The sequence below is a fragment of the Primorskyibacter aestuariivivens genome (genome assembly GCF_028023675.1).
Classification (GTDB): Bacteria; Pseudomonadota; Alphaproteobacteria; order Rhodobacterales; family Rhodobacteraceae; genus Marinovum; species Marinovum aestuariivivens.
The window spans coordinates 214,603-239,706 of record NZ_JAQIOZ010000003.1 but is presented as its reverse complement, the minus strand read 5'-3'; the positions used below and the strand labels follow the sequence as shown (position 1 = coordinate 239,706).

Below are 25,104 nucleotides of genomic sequence, written 5' to 3'. Positions count from 1 at the left end.
TGCCTTGCGGCTTTGCCCGTTGCTGCTCAGAGCAATTCGGCGCTCGATTGGGTCAATGGGTTTCGTCGTAGCAAGCGCCGCGCGCCGCTCACCTGGTCGCCCCTGCTGAACCGCGTGGCGCAGACACACGCGGATGACATGGCGCAGAATGGCTTCTTCTCGCATGAGGGATCGGACGGGTCCGACATCGCCACCCGGCTGGACCGCGCGGGCTATGGTTGGTGCGCTGCGGCCGAGAATATCGCCAAGGGGCACAGCTCGGTGACCGAGGTTCTGGAGGGCTGGCGGGCGTCTCCCGGACATCGCCGCAATATGCTGAACCGCGAGGTGACGGAGATGGGCCTTGCGCAAGCGCCGGGCAATCTCTGGGTCATGGTTCTTGGCCGACCGGGCTGCTAGGCGCCAAATTCTGTCGACAGAATTTGCAAATTCCTTGGAAGGAATTTCCCGCCTCAGGCGCTGACGTCTCGCCCGTTGATCCAGGTCGCCCGCACCGCGCGGTCATCGCCCATCATGATGGTCGGGAACACCGCTTCCCAAAGGTCTGACGCTTCCGCGTGGCGCTGCGCAATTGCCGGGGTCGATGCCAGATCCAGCACAACCAGATCCGCCGCATGGCCCGGTGCCAGATTGCCGATCTCATCGCCCATATGCAGCGCCCGCGCGGACCCTTGCGTCGCCAGCCACAGGAGTTGCGCCGCGTGCAGCGGTGTCCCGGTCAACTGACCGATCTCATAGGCCGCCGCCATGGTGCGCAGCATCGAGAAGCTGGAGCCGCCGCCGGTATCCGTGGCCAGTCCCACCGACAGCCCGCGCGCTTTCAGCGCTGCCATCCGGAACAGGCCCGATCCGATAAACGTATTCGAGGTCGGGCAATGGATCAGCGCCGCGCCGACCTCGCGCAGCCGGTCAATCTCGCGCTCTTCCAGATGAATGGCATGGCCATACAGCCCCTTTGCCCCCAAAAGGCCATGCGCCTCGTAGGTATCCAGATAGTCGCGTGCCTCGGGGTACAGCTCGCGGACCCAGGCGATCTCGTCTGTCTGTTCGCTCAGATGGGTCTGCATCAGGCAATCGGGACGCTCGGCCCAGAGCGCGCCCATGGCCTCCAACTGCTCGGGCGTCGAAGTGGGCGAAAAGCGCGGCGTGATGGCATAGCGGATGCGGTCCACCCCGTGCCAGCGTTCCAGCAGTGCCTTGCTGTCGTCATAGGCGGTCTGCGCGGTGTCGCGCAGGCTGTCAGGGGCATTGCGGTCCATCGCGGTCTTGCCCGCCACCACGCATTGCCCGCGCGCCTGTGCCTCGGCAAAGAACGCCTCGACGCTGCCGGGATGGATGGTGCAGAAACTGGCCATGGTGGTGGTGCCATGGGCCGCCGTCAGGTCGAGATAGCGCGCGGCAATTGTTGCGGCATAATCCGGATCGGCAAAGCGGCTTTCCTCGGGGAAGGTATAGGTGTTGAGCCAGTCAATGAGCCGCAACCCCCAGGACGCGATCATCGCGGTCTGCGGGTAGTGCACATGCGCGTCCACGAATCCGGCCATGATCAGGTCGTCGCCATAGGGGACCACATCGGCCTGTGGATGGGCCGCACGCAGCGTCTCGGCCGCATCCACCGCCACGATCCTCCCCGTTTCGACAAGAACGCCCCCCCGCCGATGATGCACGACCGCCTCCTCGAAAGGCACGGAAAAGGGATCTGCGGAAAAGCTCAGGGTCTGGCCGGTCAGAAGCTGCATCTCGGTCTCGTTTTCGCTTGCAAACCCGGCAAGATTAGCTTGTGAACCGGGTTGGGTAAATCTTGTCGACCCCTGTTTCTTTTTGAAACTGTATCGTATTGTTTGCGAAAAAGACCGGCGTGACCACAGCGGGCAAATCATGGGGGCGGGAATGACCGATCAAACCGAAGACACACAAGACACCAACGACGCCTCCGAGGATGCCTATGTCCTGAATCGCAAGGCCGTGGCCGACATTCTCGACGCGGTCGAGACCGGGGATCGCGACGCGCTGGTCGCGGCGATGGAACCGCTGCACGCCGCCGACATCGCCGACCTTCTGGAACAGATCAATTCCCACGAGCGGACCGAGCTTTTGCGGCTTTATGACCGCGAGTTTGACGGCGACATCCTGTCGGAACTGGACGAGGCTCTGCGTGAAGAGGTCATCGCCATCCTCAATCCCGACGTGCTGGCCGAGGCGGTGCGCGATCTCGACAGCGATGACGTCGTTGACCTGATCGAGGATCTGGAAGACGAGCAGCAGGAAGCCATCCTTGATGCGCTGGAAGACACCGACCGCGCCGCGGTTGAGCAATCTCTGTCTTATCCGGAATATTCCGCCGGCCGTCTCATGCAGCGCGAAGTGGTCATGGCGCCCGAGCACTGGACCGTGGGCGAAGCGATTGATTACCTGCGCTCCCATGACGATCTGCCGGAGCAGTTCTACCACGTGGTGCTTGTCGATCCGCGCATGCATCCCATCGGCAATGTCACGTTGGGCAAGATCATGGGCGCGCGGCGCGAAGTGCTGCTCAGGGACCTTGTCGAAGAGGTGTTTCAGGTCATCCCCGTCACCCAGTACGAGGGCGACGTGGCCTATGCCTTCAACCAGTATCACCTGATCTCTGCCCCCGTGGTGGACGAGGATGAGCGGCTGGTGGGCGTGATCACTATCGACGACGCCATGGCCGTTCTGGACGAAGAGCACGAAGAAGACATCATGCGCCTTGCCGGTGTGGGTGAAGGCTCGCTGTCGGACAAGGTGATCAACACCACCAAGCGCCGCCTGCCCTGGCTGGCGGTGAATCTTGTCACGGCGGTGCTGGCCTCGATGGTCATCGCGCAGTTCGAAGCGGCCATCGCGCAGCTGGTGGCGCTTGCTGTTCTCATGCCCATCGTGGCGTCGATGGGCGGCAATGCGGGCACCCAGTCGCTGACCGTGGCGGTGCGTGCCATCGCCACCAAGGACCTCACCGGCGCGAATGTCTGGCGGGTGATCCGGCGCGAGGTGCTGGTGGGTCTGGTCAACGGGGTGATTTTCGCTGTCGTGATGGGAATCGTCGGTTTGGTGTGGTTCGGCTCTCCGGCGCTGGGCTACGTGATCGCTGCGGCCATGGTGATCAACCTCGTGGTGGCCGGGCTGGCGGGGACGGTGATCCCGGTGATCCTCGACAAGATGGGGGTCGACCCTGCGCTGGCCTCGGGTGCCTTTGTGACCACCGTGACCGATGTGGTGGGCTTTTTCGCCTTTCTCGGACTCGCGGTGGTGGTGCTGCTATGACGACATTGGAGGCGCGCAAGGCAGAGGCGCGCAAAGCGGCTTTTGCCCGGCGCAAACTGGCCCATGCGGGTGATCCCGGCACCGGTGCGGGTATGCTGTCCTCGGTGCTGGCGGGGCATCGGGGCGTGCCGCTGGCAGGCTACATGACCATGCGGACCGAGATTGACCCGACCCCCGCGATGGAAGAGGCGTCGGCCCATGGCCCGGTCTGCGTGCCGGTGATCGAGGCCAAGGGCCAGCCGCTCAAATTCGCGCTCTGGGAGCCGGGTTGCGCGCTGGTGGACGGGCCGTTCGGGGCACAGGTTCCCGCCACGCTTGAATTCATTGAGCCCGAGATCCTGATCGTGCCGCTGGTGGCGTTTTCGCGCGCGGGCGGGCGGCTGGGCTATGGCGGCGGGTTCTATGACCGCACGCTGGAAGGCTTGCGCGCCAAGCGCCCGACGCTGGCCATCGGCTTTGCCTATGCCGCGCAGGAGGATGCCGACCTGCCGCTGGAACCCACGGACCAGCCGCTGGACATGATCGTGACGGAAAGCGGCGTGATCACGCCTTGAACTGCGGGCGACCGCAACAGATGCGTTCGAGCGGCAACCATGTGTAGAAAGCAGCGTTTGCAAAGTCGTCGAAAGGCAGAGGTGCAGGACAAAACAGCCTTTGGCTGCGATCAGATTTTCGTCTCCTTTTGAGACCTGTGCAAAGACAGATGGTTGCTAAATGGCTTGTGGCGATCTTGCGCAACCGCCAGGAGGGCATCATATAAGCATCTGAGTCGTTAGCTTTTCAGCGCCCGAAATCCTGGCCTGTAAATGCATTTAATTGACTTCGCACTGCAATCAGTAGCGCGCAACATCGACAGGGTGGAGTGACATGAGCGGCGATGATGAACGCAACGCGAAGCAGGCAGCCATCCGGGGTTTCATGCTCAAGTGTCCATCTTGCGGCGTTGGAGAAACTCTGCACAAGTATCTGAAGGTGAGAGACAAATGCAGTCACTGCGGCATCGAATTGCATCACGCAAGTGTTGATGATGGCCCAGCGTATTTCACCTTGATGGTCGTCGTTGCAATAATCTTCCCATTGTTTGCAGTAATATACTCTAATTACGACCCAAACCCTTTATTGGTCGCGCTCTCGTTGATGGGCGCCGCCACAGGTTTGGCACTTTGGCTTTTACCGCGCGTGAAGGGTGTGTTTCTCGGATTGCAATGGGCAGCGCGATTGCATGGGTTTTGAAAGCCGTTCGTGTTTCGGAAACGTTGTCTTTTTAATCGGTCAGCCACCTTCCTGGGCTATTGCAGGGTCTGGACCCATTGATTTACGACGCGCAGGCTCATCTAGCCGGGTGACATCACAACGTCTCGTATCCCTGCCGCACCATCTCGGCCAAGCTTTCGACCGGGTCCTGCCCGGAGCGTTTGTTGCGGTACATATTGACCAGATAGCCGCCCAGATCGGGCAGGCCGCAACCCGCGGGCAGTTCTTCCAACTGCCCCGGCGCGGTGCCTTCCAATAGCGCGGTCACGGCCAGATCGGCGCTCACGGTGGCCTCGACCGTGCGGTCGCTTTCGGTTTCGACCACTTCGATCCAGTCGATCCCGGCTTCTGTGAGCCGTTCATGCACGCCCTGACGGAACCCGCATTGCGTGGCCTGCGCCAACCGCAAGGGGCGCTGTCGCCAGACCTGACCGCCCGGCGCACCGACCCAGCGCAGCGCGATCTCGGACAGGGTCTCACCGCCCGCGCCCAATTCCCGTTCCGTCGTCAGGATCAGGTCCATGTCGCCACGGGTGAAATCCTCGCGCAGCTTGGTGGTGTAGCTGGTCACCAGATGCACGCGCATACGCGGCATGGTCGCGGCAAAGCGTTGCAACACCAACGGGATCACCGGGTAGACGATGTCATGCGGCACACCCAGCCGGATTTCCCCGGCAAATTCCGCATGGGTCAGCCGGGCAAAGGCTTCGTCATTCAGCTCCACCATGCGCCGCGCGTAACTCAACAACTGCTCCCCAGCCCCGGTCAAGGCGATGCGCCGCGCCGTGCGGTCGAACAATTCCAACCCCATCAGCTCTTCAAGCCGTTTGAGTTGCATCGACACCGCCGATTGCGTGAGGTTGAGAAAGCCTGCGGCGCGCGTCACGCCCCCGCATTGGGCCACCGCCACGAAGGATCGAAGCACCGTCACGTCAAGATTTCTCATTCATCACACACCTTGATGTAATGGATCAATAATATTCGATTTCAAAATGGCATATCTCCAGCTAATCATCAAGCCACGTGATGCAGCGCAGCGCACCCATCAAATTCAGGAAAGGTCTGCAACTGTGTCGCCGGTCACATCCCCGATCACCCAGACGTGGTAATCTGAATCCATCAATTGCAGAGCTCCGGTCCGGACCAGGAACCCGCAGATTGCACCCGTCAATCCTTGTTTTGCATTGGAGGCCAACATGGCACATATCGTTCATATCAACGCCCATACCCGCAAAGACGACTCGTCCCGCCGTCACCCTGGCATCCTGGGTATGCTCGTCAATCGCATGGCGCTGTACCGCCAGCGCAAGGCCCTGTTGCGGCTGGATGATCACCTTCTTGAAGACCTGGGCATCACCCGCGACGAAGCCCGTCGCGAAGCGCACCGGCCTGTCTGGGACGCTCCGGATCACTGGAAGGGCTGATCGGTCGCGGAAAATCCGACAAAATGCCTCATAAATGTGCTTCTGAAATACTTGAAAAAGCCGGACCCAGCGCCGATATTTGCGGGGACGACCCGCATTTCGCTTGGGTCCGGCTTCTTTATTTCGGAGGACTAGATGGCTGAATTCGACACAATCCGGACGACGGCGGCAGGCGCCCGCGCCGCCCAGATTGACGAGGGCCTGCGCGCCCATATGAACAAGGTCTACGGCACGATGTCCGTGGGCATGCTGATCACCTTTGCCGTAGCATGGGCGGTGGGCACCAGCCCCGCGCTCTTGTCGATATTCCGTGACCCGACCACGCTCAGCCCGAATATCCTGGGCTGGATCGTGATGTTTGCGCCGCTGATCATGGCGTTTGCCTTTGGCGCGGCGATCAACAAGCTGTCCGCTGCCGGTGCGCAGCTGTTCTTCTTTGTCTTCGCGGCGGTCATGGGCCTGTCGCTCAGCTGGATCTTCGTGGCCTTTACAGGTTTCTCGATCGCGCAAGTGTTCCTTGTGACCTCGATCGCCTTTGCCGGCCTGTCGCTCTATGGCTACACCACGAAAAAGGACATCTCCGGTTGGGGTACGTTCCTGATCATGGGTGTGATCGGTCTGATCGTGGCCTCGATTGTCAACATCTTCCTCGGCTCCCCGGCGATCATGTTCGCCATCTCGGTGCTGGGTGTGCTGATCTTCGCGGGCCTGACCGCCTATGACACGCAGAATATCAAGAACACCTATCTCGCCCACGCCCATAGCGGCGACAGCGAGTGGTTGGGCAAGGCCGCGATCATGGGCGCGCTGAGCCTCTACCTGGACTTTATCAACATGTTCATGTTCCTGCTGCAGCTGCTCGGCAATCGCGAGTAAGACGCCGCAAATCGCAAGACAGGGGGCCGGTCAAAGCGACCGGCCCTTTTTGTATTATGCACCTACAACCGCGCAATCATGAACTCTGCCGGAAAGGTGATGCCGCGCGGCAATTCCACTTCGATCCGGCCCTGCGCCACAAAGCCAAGCGCCGCGTAGAACGGCACTGCCGTCAGCGTCGACTGACAATGCAGCGCTTCACAGCCCGCGGCGCGCGCATACCACATGACATGCGTCATGAGCCGCCGTCCGATGCCCTGCCGGGTCTGGCGGTGATCTGTCACCACATGACGAATATGGCCCACGCCACGCAGCCCCGGTCGCCCGCCCGGGGCCTGCATGGTCCAGCCACCTGCCCCCACAACCGCACCATCGCGCACCGCCACGAAATAGCTCCCCGAGGCGAGGAGCGCGGGCTGGGCGCGCGATATGAGCGGCAGGGTGGTCCACCAGTACCGAGGGCGCGTAATCGCGCCTGAGGAGCACAGGGTAGCTGCGCCGCAACAGGTCATCCACCGCGTCGAAATCGCCGGGGGTGGCGGGACGAATGTTCAGGTCGGATCGGGTTTGGGCCATGGGGCTCTCCATCGGGGAACTGTTGTGCCGCACCGACGGTTTCCCATGGGATGCCCAAATGAAAACGCCGCGCGGCCCTGGGCTGCGCGGCGTTTCGAAATCCGAAAGTCAGATCAGCTTACTTGATCTTGCCTTCCTTGTATTCCACGTGCTTGCGCACAACCGGGTCGTATTTGCGTACGACCATCTTCTCGGTCATGGTGCGTGCGTTTTTCTTGGTCACGTAAAAGTGGCCGGTGCCCGCGGTCGAATTCAGGCGGATCTTGATGGTGGTCGGCTTCGCCATGTGTCGTCTCCTGCGTGGCGCGGGCTTGTGGCGTCGCGCGCTCGAAAATCTCTATGAAGCCCGCCTTCTACCGACCCTCACGCGCGAGTCAAGCGCGATTGTGCGCTTTGCGTGGAAATGACCGCTTATCCGGGCTCTGCATTGATATTCGCGGTCAGATCGTTGGACACGACGAGGATCGCCTCGACCGTACCGTCACGCAGGGTCACCGGGGTCAGCGCCACGGACCAAAGCCTGTCCCCGTCTTCGTCCGGGCGCGGCACTTCGCAATGGACGTGATGACCGTCAGCAGCCTTTTCCACGGCCTGTTCCAGAATGGGCCGCGCCGCATTGGGCCAGAACTCCGACCAAACCCGGTCTTTAGCCTGTTCCAATGTCGCCCCGGCCAGCTCTTCCAGCGCGCGGGCATTGGCATAGCGCAGCCGCCCCTCGCGGGTCAGGAGTTTTACACAATCACTGGTCGTTTGCAGCAAGGAGACAAGGCAGGAAGATGCAGCAAAGCCTAGCGAATCAAGGATATCTTCCTCGATTTCCGCGACAGGAGCCCATTGCTCAATTTTAATGTCCATTCGGCGGTCCTAATTCAGACCCCCTCGCTCCAAAGCGCTTATAAGAGATCGCAAATTTGGAATTCAAGAAAAAAGAATGCGCGGAAGGCCTGTAAGCCGGATTCTGTTCCGGGGCGCTCCCGCCCCTTCGATGACCATTCCTCTGGACGCGGGGTTGCCCCTGCGCCTCAAGCTGCCAACCCGGGCCTCTCGGGCTGAAGCATCCCTGCGCCGATATCGCCGGAGCGATCAGCCGCGCGCGAGGCCCCTATTTGGCATTGCTCCCGGTGGGGCTTGCCATGCGGGCGCTGTTGCCAGCCCCCCGGTGGGCTCTTACCCCACCGTTTCACCCTGACCCTGCAAGCAGGGCGGTATGTTCTCTGTGGCGCTTTCCGTCGGGTTGCCCCGCCCGGGCGTTACCCGGCACCGCTGCTTCAAGGAGTCCGGACTTTCCTCGACGGCATGCACCGCCGCGGCCATCCAGCCTTCCGCGCGAGAGAGCACCTATGCGCTGAGGCTCACGCGGTCAACGGGAAAGCGCGTTGCCAGATCGGCCATGATGCCCGCATCCTGGCCGTCCAGCGCCCCCGTGGCCCAGGGCCGGAAACGCGCGCGCGCCGCATCCAGCAGCACCTCATCGCTCACCTCGGCGGTATAGCCAAAGCGCGCGGCCGACGCCCTGAACCCGTCCACCGGCGCGTCTGACGCAGTCTCTGGCCAGATACTCAGCCCCTGCCGCGCCAGCCGCCGCCAGTCAAACCGCGGACCGGGGTCGATCTTGCGCCCCGGGGCCATGTCGGAATGGCCAATCACGCGGTCGGGGGCAATCGCCCAGCGCGCCATGATGCGCCGCATCAGCGCCTCAAGGCTGTGCATCTGCGGCTCGGAAAAAGGCTGTGCACCTGTATTGGTGATCTCGATCCCGATGGAGCGCGAATTCACGTCCTCCACCGCCCCCCAGCGCCCTGCGCCCGCGTGCCAGGCGCGCATGTCCTCGCTGACCATCTGGATCACATCGCCCGTGGTGGAAATCAGGTAATGCGCCGAAACCTCCGCCTCGGGATTACAAAGCCAGTCGCGCGCGCCACAGGTTTCGCCCATGGCGGTGTAATGCAGCACGATCATATCCGGCAGAACGCCGCCGCGCCGGTCCCCGAAATTGGGCGAGGGATGCCAGAGCGCGTGGGGGTCGCGCAAGGCTCAGTTGCCCGTGACCCGCCGGAATGGCGTGGGATCCCATGTACAGGCGAACCCGTCCCCGTCGGGGTCCAGCGCTTTGCGGTCCTTCTTCGGCCCGCCCATGGCAAGGAAATCCTCTTGCGCAAGATCGGCACTGGCATAGGCGGCGCAGTTGCGCTGGTGCTTGGCCTCCGAGCTGAAGCCGGAACGCTTGTAGATCGCCGCGCCGACCGGATTGTTGGTCTGCAAAGCATAGGCCACGATATTGGGCCGATTGCTGCCCGCGCGCGTGGGCAGGTCCTTGGGCTCGATCACCGTGTATTGCGATTGCGCCCGGCGCAGACGTTCGGCATCGCTTTCAATGCTGCGCTCGTCGGAAACCGCGTTGAAATCGTTCTCCTGGCTGATCCCGGCGCTGTTCGTGACCGCCTGCGGGGGCGGGTTGCTGGGGCTGGCCTGGACCGGTTGATTGCCGGAATTGGTGGCACTGGCCTGCCCGCGCGCGCGGGCCTCTGCCGCCGGTTCATTCAGCGTCGTGGTCTGCACATCCGCCGGGGCCTCAAGCAAGGCATCGCGGTTCTTCCGCGCCTGCCGTTCGGCATCCAGCCGGTCGAACCCGACACCCTGACCGGAATCGGGCACAGGCGGCTGACAAGCCGCCAGCGCCAGCAAAGCGACTGAACTCAGGAAAACACGCATCTCGAAACGCCTCGTTATGATTTTAGCGGCGATTTACCACCATTTCGCCGGTTTGGCCACAAATCCGGCGGCCTGTTCCAGCGCATAGGCAGTATTCAGCAGATCACCCTCTTCCCAGGGACGCCCGATCAGTTGCAGGCCCAAAGGCAGCCCCTGACGGTCCAGACCCGCAGGCACCGAGATGCCCGGCAGACCGGCAAGGTTCACCGTCACGGTGAACACGTCGTTGAGATACATCTGTACCGGGTCGGCATCCTTCATCTCGCCCAGCCCAAAAGCCGCCGAGGGGGTGGCGGGCGTCAGGATCGCGTCGACGCCTTGCGCAAACACATCCTCGAAGTCCTTCTTGATCAGCGTCCGCACCTTGCGCGCGCGGTTGTAATAGGCGTCGTAGAACCCGGCCGACAGCACATAGGTCCCGACCATGACACGCCGCTGCACTTCGGCCCCGAACCCTTCGGCGCGGGTTTTCTCGTACATCTCGGTGATGCCGTCGCCCTGCGCCAGCGTCGCGCGGTGGCCATAGCGCACCCCGTCATAGCGGGCGAGGTTCGACGATGCCTCGGCGGGCGCGATCACATAATAGGCGGGCAGCGCGTATTTCGTGTGCGGCAGCGAGATATCGACAATCTTCGCGCCCGCGTCCTGAAGCATCTTGCGCCCCTCGGCCCAGAGCGCCTCGATCTCTTCGGGCATGCCGTCCATGTGGTATTCGCGCGGAATACCGATGGTCTTGCCCTTGATGTCACCGGTCAGCATGGCCTCGAAATCCGGCACGGCCAGATCGGCAGAGGTCGAATCCTTCGGGTCATGACCGCACATCGCCTGCAGCATGATGGCGGCGTCGCGCACATCCTTGGTCATCGGCCCGGCCTGATCGAGCGAGGAGGCAAAGGCCACGATACCCCAGCGCGAACACCGCCCATAGGTGGGCTTGATGCCGGTGATGCCAGTGAACGCTGCAGGCTGGCGGATCGAGCCGCCCGTATCGGTGCCGGTCGCCGCAAGGCAGAGGTCCGCCGCCACAGCCGAGGCCGAGCCGCCAGACGAGCCACCGGGCGTCAGCGCCGCCTCGTCATTGCCGCGCCGCCACGGGTTGACGGCGTTGCCATAGACAGAGGTTTCGTTGGACGACCCCATGGCAAATTCGTCCATGTTGAGCTTGCCCAGCATGACCGCGCCCGCATCGAACAGCTGCGTCGTGACGGTGCTTTCATATTCCGGCTTGAAGCCTTGCAAAATGCGCGAGGCCGCCTGAGACGCCACGCCCTTGGTGCAGAACAGGTCCTTGATGCCCAGCGGGATTCCGCACATGGCCGGCGCATCGCCTGATTTTATCCGCGCATCGGCGGCCTTGGCCTGCTCCAGTGCAATCTCGGGCGTTTTATGTACGACAGCATTCAACGCGCCCGCGCCTTCGATGGCCGACAGACATGCCTCGGTCAGTTCCACGCTGGTCACGTCGCCCTTGCGCAGCGCGTCGCGCGCCTCGGCGATTTTCAGTTTGTTCAGATCCGACATTATTCAACCACCTTCGGCACAGCAAAAAAGCCCTCGCGCGCATCCGGCGCGTTCGACAGGACCTTTTCCTGCTGGTTTCCGTCCGTGACCCCGTCCTTGCGCCGCTTGAGCCGCATCGGCGTGACCGACACCATCGGTTCGACACCGTCGACATCCACCTCGTTCAGCTGTTCGATGAAGCCGAGGATATTATTGAACTCCCCGGCCAGCGCCGGGAGATCGTCTTCGGCCACCTGAATGCGGGCCAGCTTGGCGACCTTGGCGGCCGTGCCTTGATCAATGGACATGGGTTTTCCCTCTTCAAAGGTCTGACAAGCGCTTTACCGTCCCACCACGTCCCCCGCAACCATGTGACGGCGCAAAAGCGTACCAAGCCTCCAGGATTGGGCGTCCGGCTGGCACTCTGCCCCGACCCGGTCCTTCTTTGGCTCAAAAATATCCCGGGGAGCGCGAGGGGCTGGCCCCTCGCATTCCGGTGCCCCGCGAAAGCTAGACCGCCGCGCGCAAAATGCTACGCTCACCTAAAACACATCAGGGAGACACAACCATGAAACTCATCTGGCTTGGCCACGGCTCGTTCCGCCTTGAAACCGGCGATACCGTTCTGCTGATCGACCCATGGCTCACCGGTAACCCGGTCCTGCCCGAAGACCAGCACGAGGCCGCCATTCAGGGCACCACCCATATCCTGCTGACCCATTGCCATTTCGACCATGTGGCCGACATGCTGCCGCTCTGCCGCAAGCTGGGCGTGCCCGCGATTGGCCAATACGATGTCATGTCCCATTGGGGCGAGCATGAGAATATCGAGACCATCGGCTTCAACAAGGGCGGCACGGTCGAGGCGGGCGATGTGAGCCTCACCATGGTCCCCGCCTCGCACTCCTCGAGTTTTGGCTCGGAAACCGGCCCGCAGGCGGCGGGCAGCGAGGTGGGCTATATCATCCGCGCCGAGGGCAAGGTGATCTACCTGTCCGGAGACACGGATATCATGGCCGATATGGACTGGATGGGCGATTACTACCAACCCGAGATCGGCATTCTCTCAGCGGGCGGGCATTTCACCATGGACATGAAGGGCGCGGCCTATGCCGCCAAACGCTATTTCAACTTCAGGACGGTGATCCCCTGCCATTACAAGACCTTCCCGATTCTCGAACAGGATGCGGACGCGCTCAGGGCGGGCCTGCCCGGCGTTGATGTGATCGAGCCGGAGGTGATGCAAGCCATCGAGCTCTGATCGGGTCGTAGGGTGGGCATTTCTGCCCACCTCCACCTCAAATGAATTCGGCCGTCTCGCCCACGGGCTCTGCCGCCAGGGCCAGCGCCTCTTCCAGATCGACGCTCTTGTCAAACAGCGCACGGCCGATGACCGCGCCATGCACGCCCGGTACATATTTCAGAGCCGACAGCTCGTTCATGGAGCGCGACAATCCGCGCGCAATGACCAGATGGCGCGACTGCGCCGCCAGATCGGTGACCAGCGCAAGCGAGGCATCCGCATCACTGATGTCGCTGTCGATATCGGTGATGATGACCGCCGCCAGCGGGTCCGCATCGAACCAGCTCAGGAAATCGGCGGGCTCATAGGCCGACTTGGTCCGCCAGCCTTCGCTCATCACCTGGCCTTCGAACACATCCATTGCCAGCACGATCTGATCCGGGTGGTACTTGGCCGCTTCCTTGACCAGATCGGGATTGGTCAGCGCGGCGGTGCTGATGACCACCCGGCCCACGCCCAAATCGATCAGCGCCTCTATGCGCTCGCGCGAGCGCACACCGCCGCCCACCTGCACCGGCACGCCCGCCGCGCGGATGATCTCGGTCAGTAATTCGTCCTGTGGCGCGCCACCGGTGATGGCGTCGAAATCGGTGACATGGATCCATTCGGCTCCGGCATGGGCAAATTCCCGGGCCTTTTCCACCGGGTCCACATTCCAGACCAGCGGCTCGTCAAGCCGCCCGCGATGCAAGCTCACCGGCTTGCCGTTCTGCAATTCAATCGTCGGAAACAGTTGCATGGCGAATCCTCCCGTGCCTGAGCACAATCATAGCTTACCCTAGCCCTACCCTCAGCGCGCGAGTCGCAAGGGGCAAAACGCGGCATCAAACGGCGCGGGACCGACGCGGCACGCGCTGCGCGATCAACCGGTGATCTCGAAGCCCCTAACCTCCGGCACAGGGGTGATCTTTTCGGACGCCACATCGCGCACGGCGGCAGCACCGGGACCGCTCCAGAGCGCATCGACCATGTCCTGAACCGCCTCTTCCGGGCCGACCAGCAGGGCCGAGACCGAACCATCGGGGTTGTTGCAGACCCAGCCGTCCACACCGGCCTTTTGTGCCTGCCCGCGCGTCCAGGCGCGAAAGGCCACGCCCTGCACGCGTCCCGTCACCCGGGCCTGAATGGCAATCCTGCGCGACATGATCACTCTCCCCAGTGTCATTGCACCTTTACTCTGCCACGGATATAGCGCCCGGGAAACCGCTGTCACGATGCGCCCTGCACGTGGCGATTGACGGCCCCCTGAATTCGCATCATATCCAAGCCATGACAGACCTCGCTCATATCCGTAATTTCTCGATCGTCGCGCATATCGACCACGGGAAATCCACCCTTGCCGACCGGCTGATCCAATCCACCAACACGGTGGCCGAACGGGACATGAAAGAGCAGTTGCTCGACGCGATGGATATCGAACGCGAGCGGGGCATCACGATCAAAGCCAACACGGTGCGCATCGACTACACCGCCAAAAATGGCGAAGCCTATGTGCTGAACCTGATCGACACGCCCGGCCATGTGGACTTTGCCTATGAGGTTTCCCGCTCCATGCGCGCGGTCGAAGGCTCGCTTCTCGTGGTGGACAGCACCCAAGGCGTCGAGGCGCAAACGCTGGCCAACGTGTATCAGGCCATCGACGCCGATCACGAGATCGTGCCGGTGCTGAACAAGATCGACCTGCCCGCCGCCGATTGCGACCGCGTCGCCGAACAGATCGAGGATGTGATCGGCATCGACGCCTCCGACGCGATCCGCGTCTCCGCCAAGACCGGCATTGGCATCGAGGACACGCTGGAAGCCATTGTGCACCGACTGCCCGCACCCACCGGCGACCGCGATGCGCCGCTCAAGGCGATGCTGGTGGACAGCTGGTATGACCCTTACCTCGGCGTGGTCGTGCTGGTGCGCATCATGGATGGCGTGCTGAAAAAAGGCGACAATATCAAGATGATGCAGACCGGCGCGAAATACGGCGTCGACCGTATCGGCGTGTTCCGGCCTGCCATGACCGTGGTCGATCAGCTCGCCCCCGGCGAGATCGGCTTTATCACCGCTTCGATCAAACAGGTGCGCGACACCAAGGTCGGCGATACGATCACCCATGAGAAAAAAGGCGCGGATGTGCCCCTTCCGGGCTTCGCGCCCTCCATCCCGGTGGTGTTCTGCGGCCTCTTCCCGGTGGATTCGGCCGAGTTCGAGGACCTGCGCGACGCCATTGAGAAACTGGCGTTGAACGACGCGTCTTTCAGCTACGAGATGGAAACCTCTGCCGCGCTGGGCTTTGGCTTCCGCTGCGGCTTCCTCGGGCTGCTGCACCTTGAAGTGATCCGTGACCGGATCGAGCGGGAATACGATATCGAGCTGATCACCACCGCGCCGAGCGTGATCTATCACGTCTACAAAAAAGACGGCGAGATGATCGAGCTGCATAACCCCGCCGACATGCCCGACCCCTCCGTCGTGGACTATCTCGAAGAGCCGCGCATCAAGGCGACGATCCTTGTGCCCGACGAGTTCCTCGGCGACGTGCTCAAGCTCTGTCAGGAGCGCCGCGGCATTCAGATGGACCTGACCTATGCGGGTTCGCGCGCCATGGTGGTCTATGACCTGCCGCTCAACGAGGTGGTGTTCGATTTCTACGACCGTCTGAAATCGGTGACCAAGGGCTATGCCTCGTTCGATTACCAGATGACCGGCTATCGCCAGGACAATCTGGTGAAAATGTCGATCCTCGTGAACGAGGAACCGGTGGATGCGCTGTCGACCATGGTGCATCGCGACCGCGCCGAGATGCGGGGCCGCGCCATGTGCGAAAAGCTCAAGGACCTGATCCCGCGCCACATGTTCAAGATCCCGATCCAGGCGGCCATTGGCGGCAAGGTGATTGCCCGCGAAACCCTTGCTGCGCTGCGCAAGGACGTGACGGCCAAGTGCTACGGCGGCGACGCCACGCGGAAGAAGAAGCTGCTGGAAAAGCAGAAAGCCGGTAAGAAGAAGATGCGCCAGTTCGGAAAGGTGGACATCCCGCAGGAGGCGTTCATTTCCGCACTGAAAATGGACAACTGACCCCAATGCCACGTTTCGTCATTCTGGGTCAGCCACGCAGCGGCACCACCTATTTGCAGACGCTTCTGAATTCCCACCCGGACGTGCATTGCCGGGGCGAGCTGTTTGATCCGTGGCAGATTGACGACGACGGCACCAAGTCCAAAGACCCCGAGGCCATTACCGCGCGCGACCGCGACCCGATTGCGTTCTTTGACCGGATGATGGCGGGCGACGGGATAGGCCGGACACCCCATTGGATGGGGGCAAAGATTCTGTTTCAGCACCATCCAAGGCTGTTTTCCGAATTGATCGCCGAAACGCCCGATCTGGTCATTCTCTACGTGCGGCGGCGCAACAAGCTGGCGCAGTTCGCCTCGCTTCAACAGGTGCGCAAGACCGGGCGCTGGACCGATACGGGCAAGGATGGCCAGCTGCGGGCACCAAAGCTGTCACCGCATCCCTATTGGGCCAAGTCGGAATGCAACCGTCTGGAGAACGAGGACTTTTTCCTTGAACGCTGGCTTGAAGGCCTGCCCAACCCTGTGCTGACGCTGGACTATACAAGCCTGCCGTCGCCGGAAACCTACGATAAGGTGGCCACCTTTCTGGCCATGACAGGGGCGCGTTTTTCATCGCCCTTGCGAAAGCAGGGGCAAAACCGCATCCTCGATCGGTTTGAAAACGCGGACGAGATCGGCGCGCATTTCACAGCCATCGGCAAAGCGGACTGGTTGGGGGCCGAGTTGGGGGGGTAGGCTGTCAGGAGCCCCTGGCTGGATCGCAGCCCCCTTCAAACGTGCACCCGTCGCCCGGAATTGTCGGGCCTTCACCGGGGTCGGCAGGTTGGTCGCCCGGCCCTGTCGGATCATCGGCCAGCGTCCCGGACGCCTGGCGAAGGACCCTGTGGAAACCGTCAACATTGTCTTCGTCCTCGCGCAGGATCCACGGCTCGCGGCGCTTGATCCAAAGCTCGATCTCCGCGCGTGTCGGCGTCGGTTTGGTCTGCATGATGTAGTTGCGCGCCTCGCGCATGGTCCGGCGCATTTTGCGGAGCGGCGCGTGCTTGAGGCTCCGCTTGTCATCCTGCCAACGTGGCCCGCCCAGATAGACTGCGGCAAACATCACCTTTGCGCGCAGTTCCTCGGTCCCGCCCGCACGCAGCGCGTCATAGAACATGCGATGCGTCTCCTCCCAGGTTCGGGAATGATACTCAGGCAGGGTTTCATTGCCGATACCGCAATGGGCGTCATGCATGGCAGCGGCGTTGACGAATTCGGGGCTGCGACGCGCACCGATGATGGGAACAAAAATTGCAGGGATCGACGCGCCGTCGGTCAGCGTGCGCTGTGGCGCGATCCAGCGCGAGGCCTCGCTGTCCACAAACTCAAGCCGGTTGGCAGTGGGGAAGAATTCGGCGCTGCGGGTGGCCACGCGCACGGGAGTGTTCACCAACTGCACCGGACCGTTGAAGAAATTGCAGCGATCCTGACCGGGCCCTCCACATTCACGGGCCGAAAACCGTGCTTTGGCGATCAGGTCATTTTGGCTGCTGGCCATCGGTTGCGTGCAGCCCGCAACAACAAGGCCACAAAAAATTGCAAAAATTCTGCCAAATGCCACGCGCATCAAAGCCTCCACTGAAAACTGCCGGTCGGAACCCGACCAAATAAAAGGGACTTAATATGCCGCAAGTTTCATGGGCCGGGGGCGATTCTACAAGTCTGCGGGTCGACAGGCCGTCCCGCCACGGACCGCATGTGATCCAGATCAAGGACAACACATTCCGCTGGTGAGATGCGTTTGTCGACCACCAAAGACCAAACATGAAGGAACATCCCATGCTCCGCCTTGCCCTGATCCTGCATCTGTTCATCGGCTCGACGCTGGCCGGGTCCGCCGTTGTCGCTGCGTTGACGGTTGGGCAGGACACGCTTCAGCCCATTCTGTTGGCGGCGCTGATCGGCTTTGTTGCGTCCTTCCCGGTTACATGGGTGGTGGCGCGCAAGCTCTACGGCACAAGCAGATCATAGACTGCCACGCAATCCCTGCGCACAGCGTTCGATCAAATCGAGCGTGCCATCGAAATCGCGCGTGTAATACGGGTCGGGCACCATGTCCCCGGCACCGCCTGCGTAATCGGTAAACAGCCGGACGGGGGTTTGCGACGCGCCGCGCAGGCGGTTGATATCGCGCAGGTTGTCCGCGTCCATCGCGATGATCAGGTCGAAGCGGTCGAAATCCGCCGCTGTGAACTGGCGCGCGCGCAGATCGCTCATGTCATAGCCCCGCCGGGCCGCCGCCTGCTGCATCGGGCCGTCGGGCGGCTCGCCCACGTGATACGCGCCGGTACCTGCGCTGTCGATCTGCACGTCCAGCCCCTCTGACAGCGACCGGAACACCGCTTCAGCCGAGGGTGAGCGGCAGATATTTCCAAGGCAGACGAACAGGATACGTGTGGTCATGGGGGCCTCGCTATGTCACGCTTCTGGCATAGCCGACAGTGGCGCGGCAGACAATCGGAGGCGTGGGCATGGGCAAGATCGTGATACTCACCGGGGCCGGTATCTCAGCGGAAAGCGGGCTGGGCACGTTTCGCGACGAAGGCGGGCTTTGGGCACAGCACCGGATCGAGGACGTGGCCACACCCGAGGGCTTTGCCCGCGATCCCGCGCTGGTGCACTGGTTCTACAACGCCCGCCGCGCGCAGGCCGCCACCGCCAGCCCCAATGCCGCCCATGACGCATTGGCACGGCTCGAGGCGGGTTATCCCGGCGAGGTGGTCATCGTGACCCAGAATGTCGATGACCTGCACCGCAGGGCCGGGTCGCGCCGGGTATTGCACATGCATGGCACGCTGGATGGCGCGCTTTGTGCAGGTTGTGGTCACCGCTGGCCTGCCCCGTCCGAGATGACGCCCGACACGCCCTGCCCGGCCTGCAAGGCCCCTGCCGCGCGCCCGGATGTGGTCTGGTTCGGGGAGTTTCCGTACCACATGGACGAGATCGCCGACCACCTGTCCGGGGCCACGCATTTTGCCGCCATTGGCACCTCGGGCCAGGTTTATCCCGCCGCGTCATTCGTCGAAGAGGCCAGGATGGCGGGCGCGGAATGCGACGAGCTCAGCCTTGAGCAAACCGCGCTGTCGCATGTCTTTGACCGGCAAATATCAGGCCCGGCCACGCGCAGCGTCCCGGCATGGGTCGCCGAACTGCTGGACCGGGCCTGATGTCTTAGTTGGAGCCTTGGTTCATTTGGCCGTGGCCATTGCCATGCATGGGCTTGCGGTTCAGATCGACGGGCACGTCCACCGTGATCTCGCCCGCGTTCTCAAGCGTCAGGGTCAGGGTGATCATGTCACCCTGTTCCAGCGCCCGCGTCAGTCCCAGCATCATCACATGATCGCCGCCGCGCTTGAGCATATGCATGCCACCTGCGGGCACCGCAAAGCCCTCTTCGAGCTCCATCATGCGCATCACGCCATTGGCGTCTTCCTTGTGGGTGTGCAGTTCGGCCTTCTCGGCCACATCAACGCTGGCCGCGATAACCCGGTCATCGCTGTCACCTGCATTGACGATGGTCATGAAGATGGCACCGGATTTCGACATCATGGTGGACGCGCGGGCGTAGGGGTCCTTGATGGTGATATCCGCGGCGAAACCGGCGGTGGCGAAAAGGGCGGCAACCGAAGCCGCAGCGATACGTTTGACGAGCATATGTGCTCTCCTGTCTTGAGGTCAGTCTGTAAGAGATTGAATTCAGACGGAAACAGGAGGTCCGCGCGCGCGCACCGAGGCCAAAGGGCTGGCCGGAACTGGCAGGGGCTGGACCGGAGAAAGGGACAGATCGGCCCAGACCCGCGTAACACCGACAGCCACCACGGGGGCGGCCGTGTCGAACATTGCAAGGGCGCAATCGGGACAATAATGCACCGGCCCAACGGGATTGCCCTCGGCATCGAATTGGACGACGACCGGGCCGGAGCCGGTACAGAGCACCATTTCACCGGCGGGTGCATCGACGCTGCGCGCAACGGCCATGGTCTGCGCTGTGATGGTCAGGACCAGCGCAAGAAACAGGCCGAAAAAGGGGCGCAAACACCGTTTCATATCGCAGAGTTAGAATACATTACAGAAGCCCACAAGAGGGTGCGGCGCCCTGTCACGAGCCTTCACGAGCCTGCGAGCGGGGTTTTGCAAAGTGACAACAAACGGCATCTTGGGGAAAAGTCAGAAAAGGAACCGAACCATGCCCCTCACGCGCCGTAGATTCTTTGCGTCCCTTGCCGCTGTGCCGCTTGTTCCACATGTGGCCCATGCCCGCGAACCGGACGTGTTTCAAACCAATGGCATTGCCATCAACGGGACCGATCCGGTGGTCTATTTCAAAGACGCCCGCCCCGACAGCATTTCCAACCCGCATAGCGTGTCATGGAAGGGTGCCGAGTGGCAGTTCAATAGCGCCGGCAATGCCGCGATGTTCGCGGCCGATCCGGCGAAATTCGCCCCGGCCTTTGGCGGCTACTGCGCCTTTGCCGCCTCACGCGGGTATCTGGCCCCTACGGTGCCCGAGGCCTGGACGATCTATGAGGGCAAGCTCTATCTGAATGCCAACCTGCGCGCGCGTGAGCTCTGGCTGCAGGATATTCCCGGCAATATCGCCCGGGGCGAGGCGAACTGGCCGGGTATTCTTGGCTAACATATGCCCGGCGTCGCGGTCATGCCGCTCATGGCGAACGCGACAGCCGAGTCTTGAGATCGGAACAAACCCGAAGCGAGTGCCCGAACACCCGTGCTCCAAGGCAGCACAGCAGCGGAGCAACGCAGCTGACACCCAGCGAGACCGTGAGGTACAGCGCGAATGTATCACGATAGGACAGCCCCTTGTCCAAACCGATAACCGCAGAACACACACCTGCAAGGGACCCGAAAATGACGAAAAGTAGCATCGGGTAATCCGGGGTTCAGTGGATTTCCCTCTGGGTCGCACGGCGGTCGGCCGCACTCAATATACAAGTTATGCGTGTGCGGTTTATTGCCGGAATGGCCCGGTGTTCTGGCGGGTTTGCGCCGATCGGTCCCGGCATTGACCTATTCCAGCACATCCCGCCAGGAATGTTGCGGTGCAAAGCCCAGCATCTCGCGCGCCTTGACGTTGGAATACATCGTCTCCGTCTCGCCCATCTCGCGCTTGACCGGCACGCCCGGATAAAACCGCGCGCGGACCTCCGCGTTGCTGATCCCCACGGCCAGATCGTCGTTGGAGACGTTGAACACCTCGTAGCCCAACCCGTCAGTTTGCAAGCAGCGTTCGACCATCTGCCCCAGATCGCGCACGTCGATATAGGCAAAGATGTTGCGCCGTCTGAGCGCCGGATCGACCATCAAGCTGGGAAAGTCGCGCGCGTATTCATGCGGCTCCACCACGTTGTTGATGCGCAGCCCGTAAATGTCGATGCCCGAGCGCGCTTGAAATGACCGGCCTGTTGCCTCGTTACAGACCTTGGACATGGCATAGCTGTCATGCGGCACGGTCGGGTGATCCTCATCCACCGGGATATAGTCGGGCAGCTTTTCGCCCTGGGCAAAGCAGATGCCATAAGCCGTTTCGGAAGAGGCAAAGATCACCTTGGGGATGCCTAGCTTCACCGCCGCTTCGATCACGTTGTAGGTGGAGAGCGTATTGACGCGGAACGTCTCGCTATCCGGGCGGATCAGAATGCGCGCCAGCGCCGCGAAATGCACCACCGCGTCGAATTTCGGCTTTTCCGGCAAATCCAGCTCGTCAAACCAGCAATAGCCCGACAGCGCGTTGAACACCTCGCCGCTATCGGTCAGGTCAATGGACTGGTTGTCCGGCTCCTGCGGCGCGTTGAGGTCGAGGTTCAGCACCCGATGCCCCCGCTCCCGCAGATAGGGCACCACATGTTTGCCCGCCTTGCCGCAACCGCCCGTGAATGCAATCCGCATCTGCCATCCTCCCTTGCAATTTTGGTATACCATGACGCCACTCACCCCGCCGCGCAACCCGAGGATCACCCTTCCCCCGCCCCCGCCGCTCTGCCATAATGTGCGCCAATCAAGAGCAACAAAGAGCAGCGGACATGGCAGACGATCTCCTTTCCCCGGCGGGAGCCAAAGAATACGATGCCTCCTCGATTCAGGTGCTGGAGGATATGGAGCATGTGCGCCTGCGCCCCGGCATGTATATCGGCGGCAAGGATGACCGCGCGCTGCACCACATGGTCGCCGAGATCATCGACAACTCCATGGACGAGGCCGTCGCAGGCCATGCGACATGGATCGAGGTGGAACTGCACGAAAACGGCCATGTCTCGATCCGCGACAACGGCCGCGGCATCCCTACCGATCCGCACCCCAAGGACCCGTCGAAATCGGCGCTGGAAATCATCTTTTGCACGCTGAACGCGGGCGGCAAATTCTCCGGCGACAGCTATGAAACCTCGGGCGGCCTGCACGGTGTCGGCTCTTCGGTGGTGAACGCACTCTCGGATCACCTGCGCGTCGAGGTGGCCCGCAACCGCGAGCTTTATGCCATGGAATTCGCCCGTGGCATCCCGCAGACCAAGCTCGAAAAGATCGGCGCGGCCCCAAACCGGCGCGGCACAGCGGTCACCTTTCACCCCGATCCGGAGATCTTTGGCGCGCTCAAGCTCAAACCCGCCCGGCTGTTCAAGATGGCGCGCTCCAAAGCCTATCTTTTCTCGGGTGTCGAGATCCGATGGAAAACCGCGATCAATGATGGCGAGACGCCGCTGGAAGCGAAGTTTCACTTCCCCGGAGGCCTCTCCGATTACCTGACCGAGACCATGGCAGGCGCGACCACCTATGCCGAGAAACCCTTTGCCGGGTCCGTGTCCTTTGAGAAATTCAAAGCCCCGGGCAAGGTGGAATGGGCAATCAACTGGACGCCGTCGCGCGACGGGTTCATCCAGTCCTACTGCAACACCGTCCCCACGCCCGAGGGCGGCACCCACGAGGCCGGGTTCTGGGCAGCGATCCTCAAAGGTATCAAGGCTTACGGCGAGCTGGCCGGCAACAAAAAGGCCGGGACCATCACGCGCGAGGACCTGACCACCGGGGCCGGGGCGCTGGTGTCGTGTTTTATCCGCGAGCCGGAATTCGTGGGCCAGACCAAGGACCGGCTGGCCACGGTGGATGCGCAGCGCATGGTAGAAAACTCGGTGCGCGACCATTTCGACCATTGGCTGACCTCGGACACGAAATCCGCCGGTGCGATCCTCGATTTCCTTGTTCTGCGCGCCGAAGAACGGCTGCGGCGGCGGCAGGAGAAAGAGACCGCACGCAAGACCGCGACCAAGAAACTGCGCCTGCCCGGCAAGCTGGTGGATTGTTCGCAGAACAACCGCGACGGCACCGAATTGTTCATCGTCGAGGGCGACAGCGCGGGCGGCTCGGCCAAGATGGCGCGGGACCGCAAGACGCAAGCGCTTTTGCCCCTGCGCGGCAAGATCCTCAACGTACTGGGGGCGGCGTCCTCCAAGCTCGGCTCGAACCAGGAGATCAACGACCTGACCCAGGCGCTTGGCGTCGGACTGGGGACGAAATTCAACGTCGATGACCTGCGCTATGACAAGATCATCATCATGACCGACGCGGATGTGGACGGCGCCCATATCGCGGCGTTGCTGATGACGTTCTTCTACACCCAGATGCGGCCAATGATTGATGCGGGGCATCTCTACCTCGCCTGCCCGCCGCTGTTCCGGCTGACACAGGGGGCGAAACGGGTCTATTGCCTTGACGAGGCCGAGCGCGACGCGTGGATGGAAAAGGGCCTTGGCGGCAAGGGCAAGATCGACGTGAGCCGCTTCAAGGGTCTGGGCGAGATGGATGCGAAGGATTTGAAAGACACCACGATGAACCCGGCGACCCGCAAGCTTATCCGCGTGTCGATAGACGAGGATGAGCCGGGCGAGACCGGAGATCTGGTGGAACGGCTGATGGGCAAGAAGCCGGAGAAACGGTTCGAGTATATCCAGGCGAATGCGAAGTTTGTTGAGGAGTTGGATGTTTGAGCGCTTTTTCCCAAAGTGCCTTTTATCACTTGCAAACCCACCGCCCATTTCAAACTGACAAGCGCTGGACACTCCGAAGCGGTTTCTACCCAGAAAAAGACCCGAGAAAACTTCACAATTGCAAACAGTACTTTTGGATTCAACCGGATGGCAGCACTGTTGCCGCAGCTTATCTAAACGCTCTGGAAGACTGTTTTCGCGAAGAGATAATACTTCAGGACTATGTATCACACCTATGCCAAACCCTGCGAATATCGTTGGGGATGAACTATTTGGCCCGCGACAATCCATGGGACTTTAGAATCGGCTTTAGTACGGGCGTCGATTGTAATGTTGAAATAACTTCCATAACTGACAGGGCGGATTTTTGGAAGAAAATCACGGCTGAAGAACTGATACAGCGACATTCCTACTATCCCACTGTAAGACTCGGAATACTGAAAAAAATTAGTGATTTTTTCCCAGACCAAGAGCTCTCCGAATTAATTGCAACCCACCGAAGAAACGGACTTTCTAATTCGCATGAGGTTGAAAATCCTTACTACCCGGAAAAGCCAAAACTATTCACATCGCTGTCTCCCAGCCCAACCTCAGATGTTGGCGAGGCGATAAGAAACGCAATTACCTCCAAGCTTCGCAAACGCCACAAAGGTAAAGACGAAACTATTCTCATCATTGACAATCGGACCACTACCACGGAGCTCACTCAAGTCATTTCCGCTATCGAGCGTGAAACAGAATTTCTCATGTGGTCTGAGTTTCCCGAAATATGGCTGTATACCGGCTATGGAGGCGGCAGAAACAGAAAATTCAGCGAAAGTCTCTTGCTTCCGATGAAAGCCCCGCAAGATTTTATGGACCGATATTTGGAAGGTTTGAAAAAGCTGTATAGAAATAAGCGTCGCACGGCAGGTAAGTATCGCCGGCGTTAACTGCGCAAGCCGGGCCAGCGCCTGCCCGCGGGATGGCGCTGCAACGGCACGGCGACGCACTTTATGCCTGCCACACACTGCCTCGCTCTGAACGACGCACCCAGCCCCCGCCAAAGCGCCAGCCCGGTGGGGCGGGCA

Annotated in this window: 30 protein-coding genes and 1 other RNA gene; 14 read left to right on the top strand and 17 right to left on the bottom strand. The window is 61.5% G+C overall.

Annotation, left to right across the window (positions count from 1 at the left end; translation table 11 throughout):
- The first annotated feature begins 12 nt into the window (after positions 1-12).
- Positions 13-399, top strand: a complete 387-nt coding sequence (locus PGB28_RS03275; protein WP_271420054.1) for a CAP domain-containing protein — start codon at positions 13-15, stop codon at positions 397-399.
- Positions 400-452: 53 nt separating this feature from the next.
- Here the strand turns inward: PGB28_RS03275 and guaD are convergent, their stop codons facing one another.
- Positions 453-1,739: a guanine deaminase gene (gene guaD, locus PGB28_RS03270; protein WP_271420053.1), complete on the bottom strand. Its 1,287-nt coding sequence runs from the start codon at positions 1,737-1,739 to the stop codon at positions 453-455.
- A gap of 151 nt (positions 1,740-1,890) precedes the next feature.
- On the opposite strand from guaD, the gene mgtE reads away from it, so the two are divergent.
- The 3 genes from mgtE to PGB28_RS03255 all read left to right on the top strand — a co-directional run bounded on the left by mgtE (position 1,891) and on the right by PGB28_RS03255 (position 4,515).
- Positions 1,891-3,282, top strand: a complete 1,392-nt coding sequence (mgtE, locus tag PGB28_RS03265) for a magnesium transporter (RefSeq protein WP_271420052.1) — start codon at positions 1,891-1,893, stop codon at positions 3,280-3,282.
- Positions 3,279-3,836, top strand: a complete 558-nt coding sequence (locus tag PGB28_RS03260; protein WP_271420051.1) for a 5-formyltetrahydrofolate cyclo-ligase — start codon at positions 3,279-3,281, stop codon at positions 3,834-3,836. Before mgtE ends, PGB28_RS03260 begins: the two co-directional genes overlap by 4 nt.
- Before the next feature lie 313 nt (positions 3,837-4,149).
- Positions 4,150-4,515 carry a DUF983 domain-containing protein gene (locus PGB28_RS03255; RefSeq protein WP_271420050.1) on the top strand — a complete coding sequence of 122 codons (366 nt, stop codon included), beginning with the start codon at positions 4,150-4,152 and terminating at the stop codon, positions 4,513-4,515.
- Positions 4,516-4,630: 115 nt separating this feature from the next.
- Here the strand turns inward: PGB28_RS03255 and PGB28_RS03250 are convergent, their stop codons facing one another.
- Entirely contained in the window at positions 4,631-5,482 is an 852-nt protein-coding gene (locus PGB28_RS03250) for a LysR family transcriptional regulator (protein ID WP_271420049.1), read from the bottom strand.
- A gap of 250 nt (positions 5,483-5,732) precedes the next feature.
- Here PGB28_RS03250 and PGB28_RS03245 point away from each other — a divergent pair, with 250 nt between their 5' ends.
- Complete coding sequence (locus tag PGB28_RS03245) at positions 5,733-5,960, top strand: DUF1127 domain-containing protein (RefSeq protein ID WP_271420048.1); 228 nt, start codon at positions 5,733-5,735, stop codon at positions 5,958-5,960.
- Between the two features lie 135 nt (positions 5,961-6,095).
- Positions 6,096-6,836, top strand: a complete 741-nt coding sequence (locus tag PGB28_RS03240) for a Bax inhibitor-1/YccA family protein (protein WP_271420047.1) — start codon at positions 6,096-6,098, stop codon at positions 6,834-6,836.
- 62 nt (positions 6,837-6,898) lie between these two features.
- On the opposite strand, the gene PGB28_RS03235 is transcribed toward PGB28_RS03240, so the two are convergent.
- From PGB28_RS03235 to gatC, 8 genes are all read right to left on the bottom strand, one after another.
- Positions 6,899-7,348 (bottom strand): GNAT family N-acetyltransferase, encoded by a 450-nt coding sequence (locus tag PGB28_RS03235; RefSeq protein ID WP_271420046.1) that lies wholly within the window; start codon positions 7,346-7,348, stop codon positions 6,899-6,901.
- Between the two features lie 182 nt (positions 7,349-7,530).
- Positions 7,531-7,698, bottom strand: a complete 168-nt coding sequence (rpmG, locus tag PGB28_RS03230; protein WP_007814563.1) for a 50S ribosomal protein L33 — start codon at positions 7,696-7,698, stop codon at positions 7,531-7,533.
- 125 nt (positions 7,699-7,823) lie between these two features.
- Complete coding sequence (locus PGB28_RS03225; protein WP_271420045.1) at positions 7,824-8,267, bottom strand: PAS domain-containing protein; 444 nt, start codon at positions 8,265-8,267, stop codon at positions 7,824-7,826.
- Positions 8,268-8,343: 76 nt separating this feature from the next.
- Positions 8,344-8,738: RNase P RNA component class A (rnpB, locus tag PGB28_RS03220), an RNA gene on the bottom strand.
- 12 nt (positions 8,739-8,750) lie between these two features.
- Positions 8,751-9,371 carry an N-acetylmuramoyl-L-alanine amidase gene (locus tag PGB28_RS03215; RefSeq protein ID WP_271420176.1) on the bottom strand — a complete coding sequence of 207 codons (621 nt, stop codon included), beginning with the start codon at positions 9,369-9,371 and terminating at the stop codon, positions 8,751-8,753.
- Positions 9,372-9,446: 75 nt separating this feature from the next.
- Complete coding sequence (locus PGB28_RS03210; RefSeq protein ID WP_271420044.1) at positions 9,447-10,124, bottom strand: hypothetical protein; 678 nt, start codon at positions 10,122-10,124, stop codon at positions 9,447-9,449.
- 33 nt (positions 10,125-10,157) lie between these two features.
- On the bottom strand, positions 10,158-11,645 hold the full coding sequence (gene gatA, locus PGB28_RS03205) for an Asp-tRNA(Asn)/Glu-tRNA(Gln) amidotransferase subunit GatA (protein WP_271420043.1): 1,488 nt from the start codon (positions 11,643-11,645) through the stop codon (positions 10,158-10,160).
- The gene (gene gatC, locus PGB28_RS03200; protein ID WP_271420042.1) at positions 11,645-11,932 is read right to left on the bottom strand and encodes an Asp-tRNA(Asn)/Glu-tRNA(Gln) amidotransferase subunit GatC; all 288 of its coding nucleotides are present in this window, start codon (positions 11,930-11,932) and stop codon (positions 11,645-11,647) included. The genes gatA and gatC overlap by 1 nt, the downstream gene beginning before the upstream one ends.
- A 260-nt stretch (positions 11,933-12,192) precedes the next feature.
- Here gatC and PGB28_RS03195 point away from each other — a divergent pair, with 260 nt between their 5' ends.
- Positions 12,193-12,885 carry a metal-dependent hydrolase gene (locus tag PGB28_RS03195; protein ID WP_271420041.1) on the top strand — a complete coding sequence of 231 codons (693 nt, stop codon included), beginning with the start codon at positions 12,193-12,195 and terminating at the stop codon, positions 12,883-12,885.
- A gap of 37 nt (positions 12,886-12,922) precedes the next feature.
- Here the strand turns inward: PGB28_RS03195 and PGB28_RS03190 are convergent, their stop codons facing one another.
- Both PGB28_RS03190 and PGB28_RS03185 read right to left on the bottom strand, forming a co-directional pair.
- The gene (locus tag PGB28_RS03190; protein ID WP_271420040.1) at positions 12,923-13,666 is read right to left on the bottom strand and encodes a HisA/HisF-related TIM barrel protein; all 744 of its coding nucleotides are present in this window, start codon (positions 13,664-13,666) and stop codon (positions 12,923-12,925) included.
- A gap of 123 nt (positions 13,667-13,789) precedes the next feature.
- The gene (locus tag PGB28_RS03185) at positions 13,790-14,071 is read right to left on the bottom strand and encodes an acylphosphatase (RefSeq protein ID WP_271420039.1); all 282 of its coding nucleotides are present in this window, start codon (positions 14,069-14,071) and stop codon (positions 13,790-13,792) included.
- A gap of 125 nt (positions 14,072-14,196) precedes the next feature.
- On the opposite strand from PGB28_RS03185, the gene lepA reads away from it, so the two are divergent.
- Both lepA and PGB28_RS03175 read left to right on the top strand, forming a co-directional pair.
- Positions 14,197-15,996: a translation elongation factor 4 gene (gene lepA / locus PGB28_RS03180; RefSeq protein WP_271420038.1), complete on the top strand. Its 1,800-nt coding sequence runs from the start codon at positions 14,197-14,199 to the stop codon at positions 15,994-15,996.
- A gap of 5 nt (positions 15,997-16,001) precedes the next feature.
- Positions 16,002-16,733, top strand: coding sequence for a sulfotransferase (locus tag PGB28_RS03175; protein ID WP_271420037.1), 732 nt, complete (start codon positions 16,002-16,004; stop codon positions 16,731-16,733).
- Between the two features lie 4 nt (positions 16,734-16,737).
- On the opposite strand, the gene PGB28_RS03170 is transcribed toward PGB28_RS03175, so the two are convergent.
- A complete protein-coding gene (locus PGB28_RS03170) occupies positions 16,738-17,535 on the bottom strand; it encodes a DUF1353 domain-containing protein (protein WP_271420036.1) in 798 nt (265 codons plus the stop codon).
- A gap of 281 nt (positions 17,536-17,816) precedes the next feature.
- On the opposite strand from PGB28_RS03170, the gene PGB28_RS03165 reads away from it, so the two are divergent.
- Positions 17,817-18,008 carry a CTP synthetase gene (locus PGB28_RS03165; RefSeq protein ID WP_271420035.1) on the top strand — a complete coding sequence of 64 codons (192 nt, stop codon included), beginning with the start codon at positions 17,817-17,819 and terminating at the stop codon, positions 18,006-18,008.
- Here the strand turns inward: PGB28_RS03165 and PGB28_RS03160 are convergent.
- Positions 18,003-18,440 (bottom strand): low molecular weight protein-tyrosine-phosphatase, encoded by a 438-nt coding sequence (locus PGB28_RS03160; RefSeq protein WP_271420034.1) that lies wholly within the window; start codon positions 18,438-18,440, stop codon positions 18,003-18,005. The genes PGB28_RS03165 and PGB28_RS03160 overlap by 6 nt on opposite strands.
- Positions 18,441-18,508: 68 nt before the next feature.
- On the opposite strand from PGB28_RS03160, the gene PGB28_RS03155 reads away from it, so the two are divergent.
- Entirely contained in the window at positions 18,509-19,204 is a 696-nt protein-coding gene (locus PGB28_RS03155) for an NAD-dependent deacylase (RefSeq protein ID WP_271420033.1), read from the top strand.
- Between the two features lie 4 nt (positions 19,205-19,208).
- Here PGB28_RS03155 and PGB28_RS03150 read toward each other — a convergent pair whose 3' ends face one another.
- Complete coding sequence (locus tag PGB28_RS03150) at positions 19,209-19,691, bottom strand: copper chaperone PCu(A)C (RefSeq protein WP_271420032.1); 483 nt, start codon at positions 19,689-19,691, stop codon at positions 19,209-19,211.
- Between the two features lie 42 nt (positions 19,692-19,733).
- Positions 19,734-20,084, bottom strand: coding sequence for a hypothetical protein (locus PGB28_RS03145; RefSeq protein ID WP_271420031.1), 351 nt, complete (start codon positions 20,082-20,084; stop codon positions 19,734-19,736).
- A 139-nt stretch (positions 20,085-20,223) separates the two neighbouring features.
- Here PGB28_RS03145 and PGB28_RS03140 point away from each other — a divergent pair, with 139 nt between their 5' ends.
- Positions 20,224-20,673: a YHS domain-containing (seleno)protein gene (locus PGB28_RS03140; protein WP_271420030.1), complete on the top strand. Its 450-nt coding sequence runs from the start codon at positions 20,224-20,226 to the stop codon at positions 20,671-20,673.
- Positions 20,674-21,065: 392 nt separating this feature from the next.
- Here the strand turns inward: PGB28_RS03140 and PGB28_RS03135 are convergent, their stop codons facing one another.
- Positions 21,066-21,944 (bottom strand): NAD-dependent epimerase/dehydratase family protein, encoded by an 879-nt coding sequence (locus PGB28_RS03135; RefSeq protein WP_271420029.1) that lies wholly within the window; start codon positions 21,942-21,944, stop codon positions 21,066-21,068.
- 134 nt (positions 21,945-22,078) lie between these two features.
- Between PGB28_RS03135 and parE the strand changes: the two genes are divergently transcribed.
- Both parE and PGB28_RS03125 read left to right on the top strand, forming a co-directional pair.
- Positions 22,079-24,034: a DNA topoisomerase IV subunit B gene (parE, locus tag PGB28_RS03130; protein ID WP_271420028.1), complete on the top strand. Its 1,956-nt coding sequence runs from the start codon at positions 22,079-22,081 to the stop codon at positions 24,032-24,034.
- Entirely contained in the window at positions 24,031-24,966 is a 936-nt protein-coding gene (locus PGB28_RS03125; RefSeq protein WP_271420027.1) for a hypothetical protein, read from the top strand. Before parE ends, PGB28_RS03125 begins: the two co-directional genes overlap by 4 nt.
- Positions 24,967-25,104: the final 138 nt, after the last annotated feature.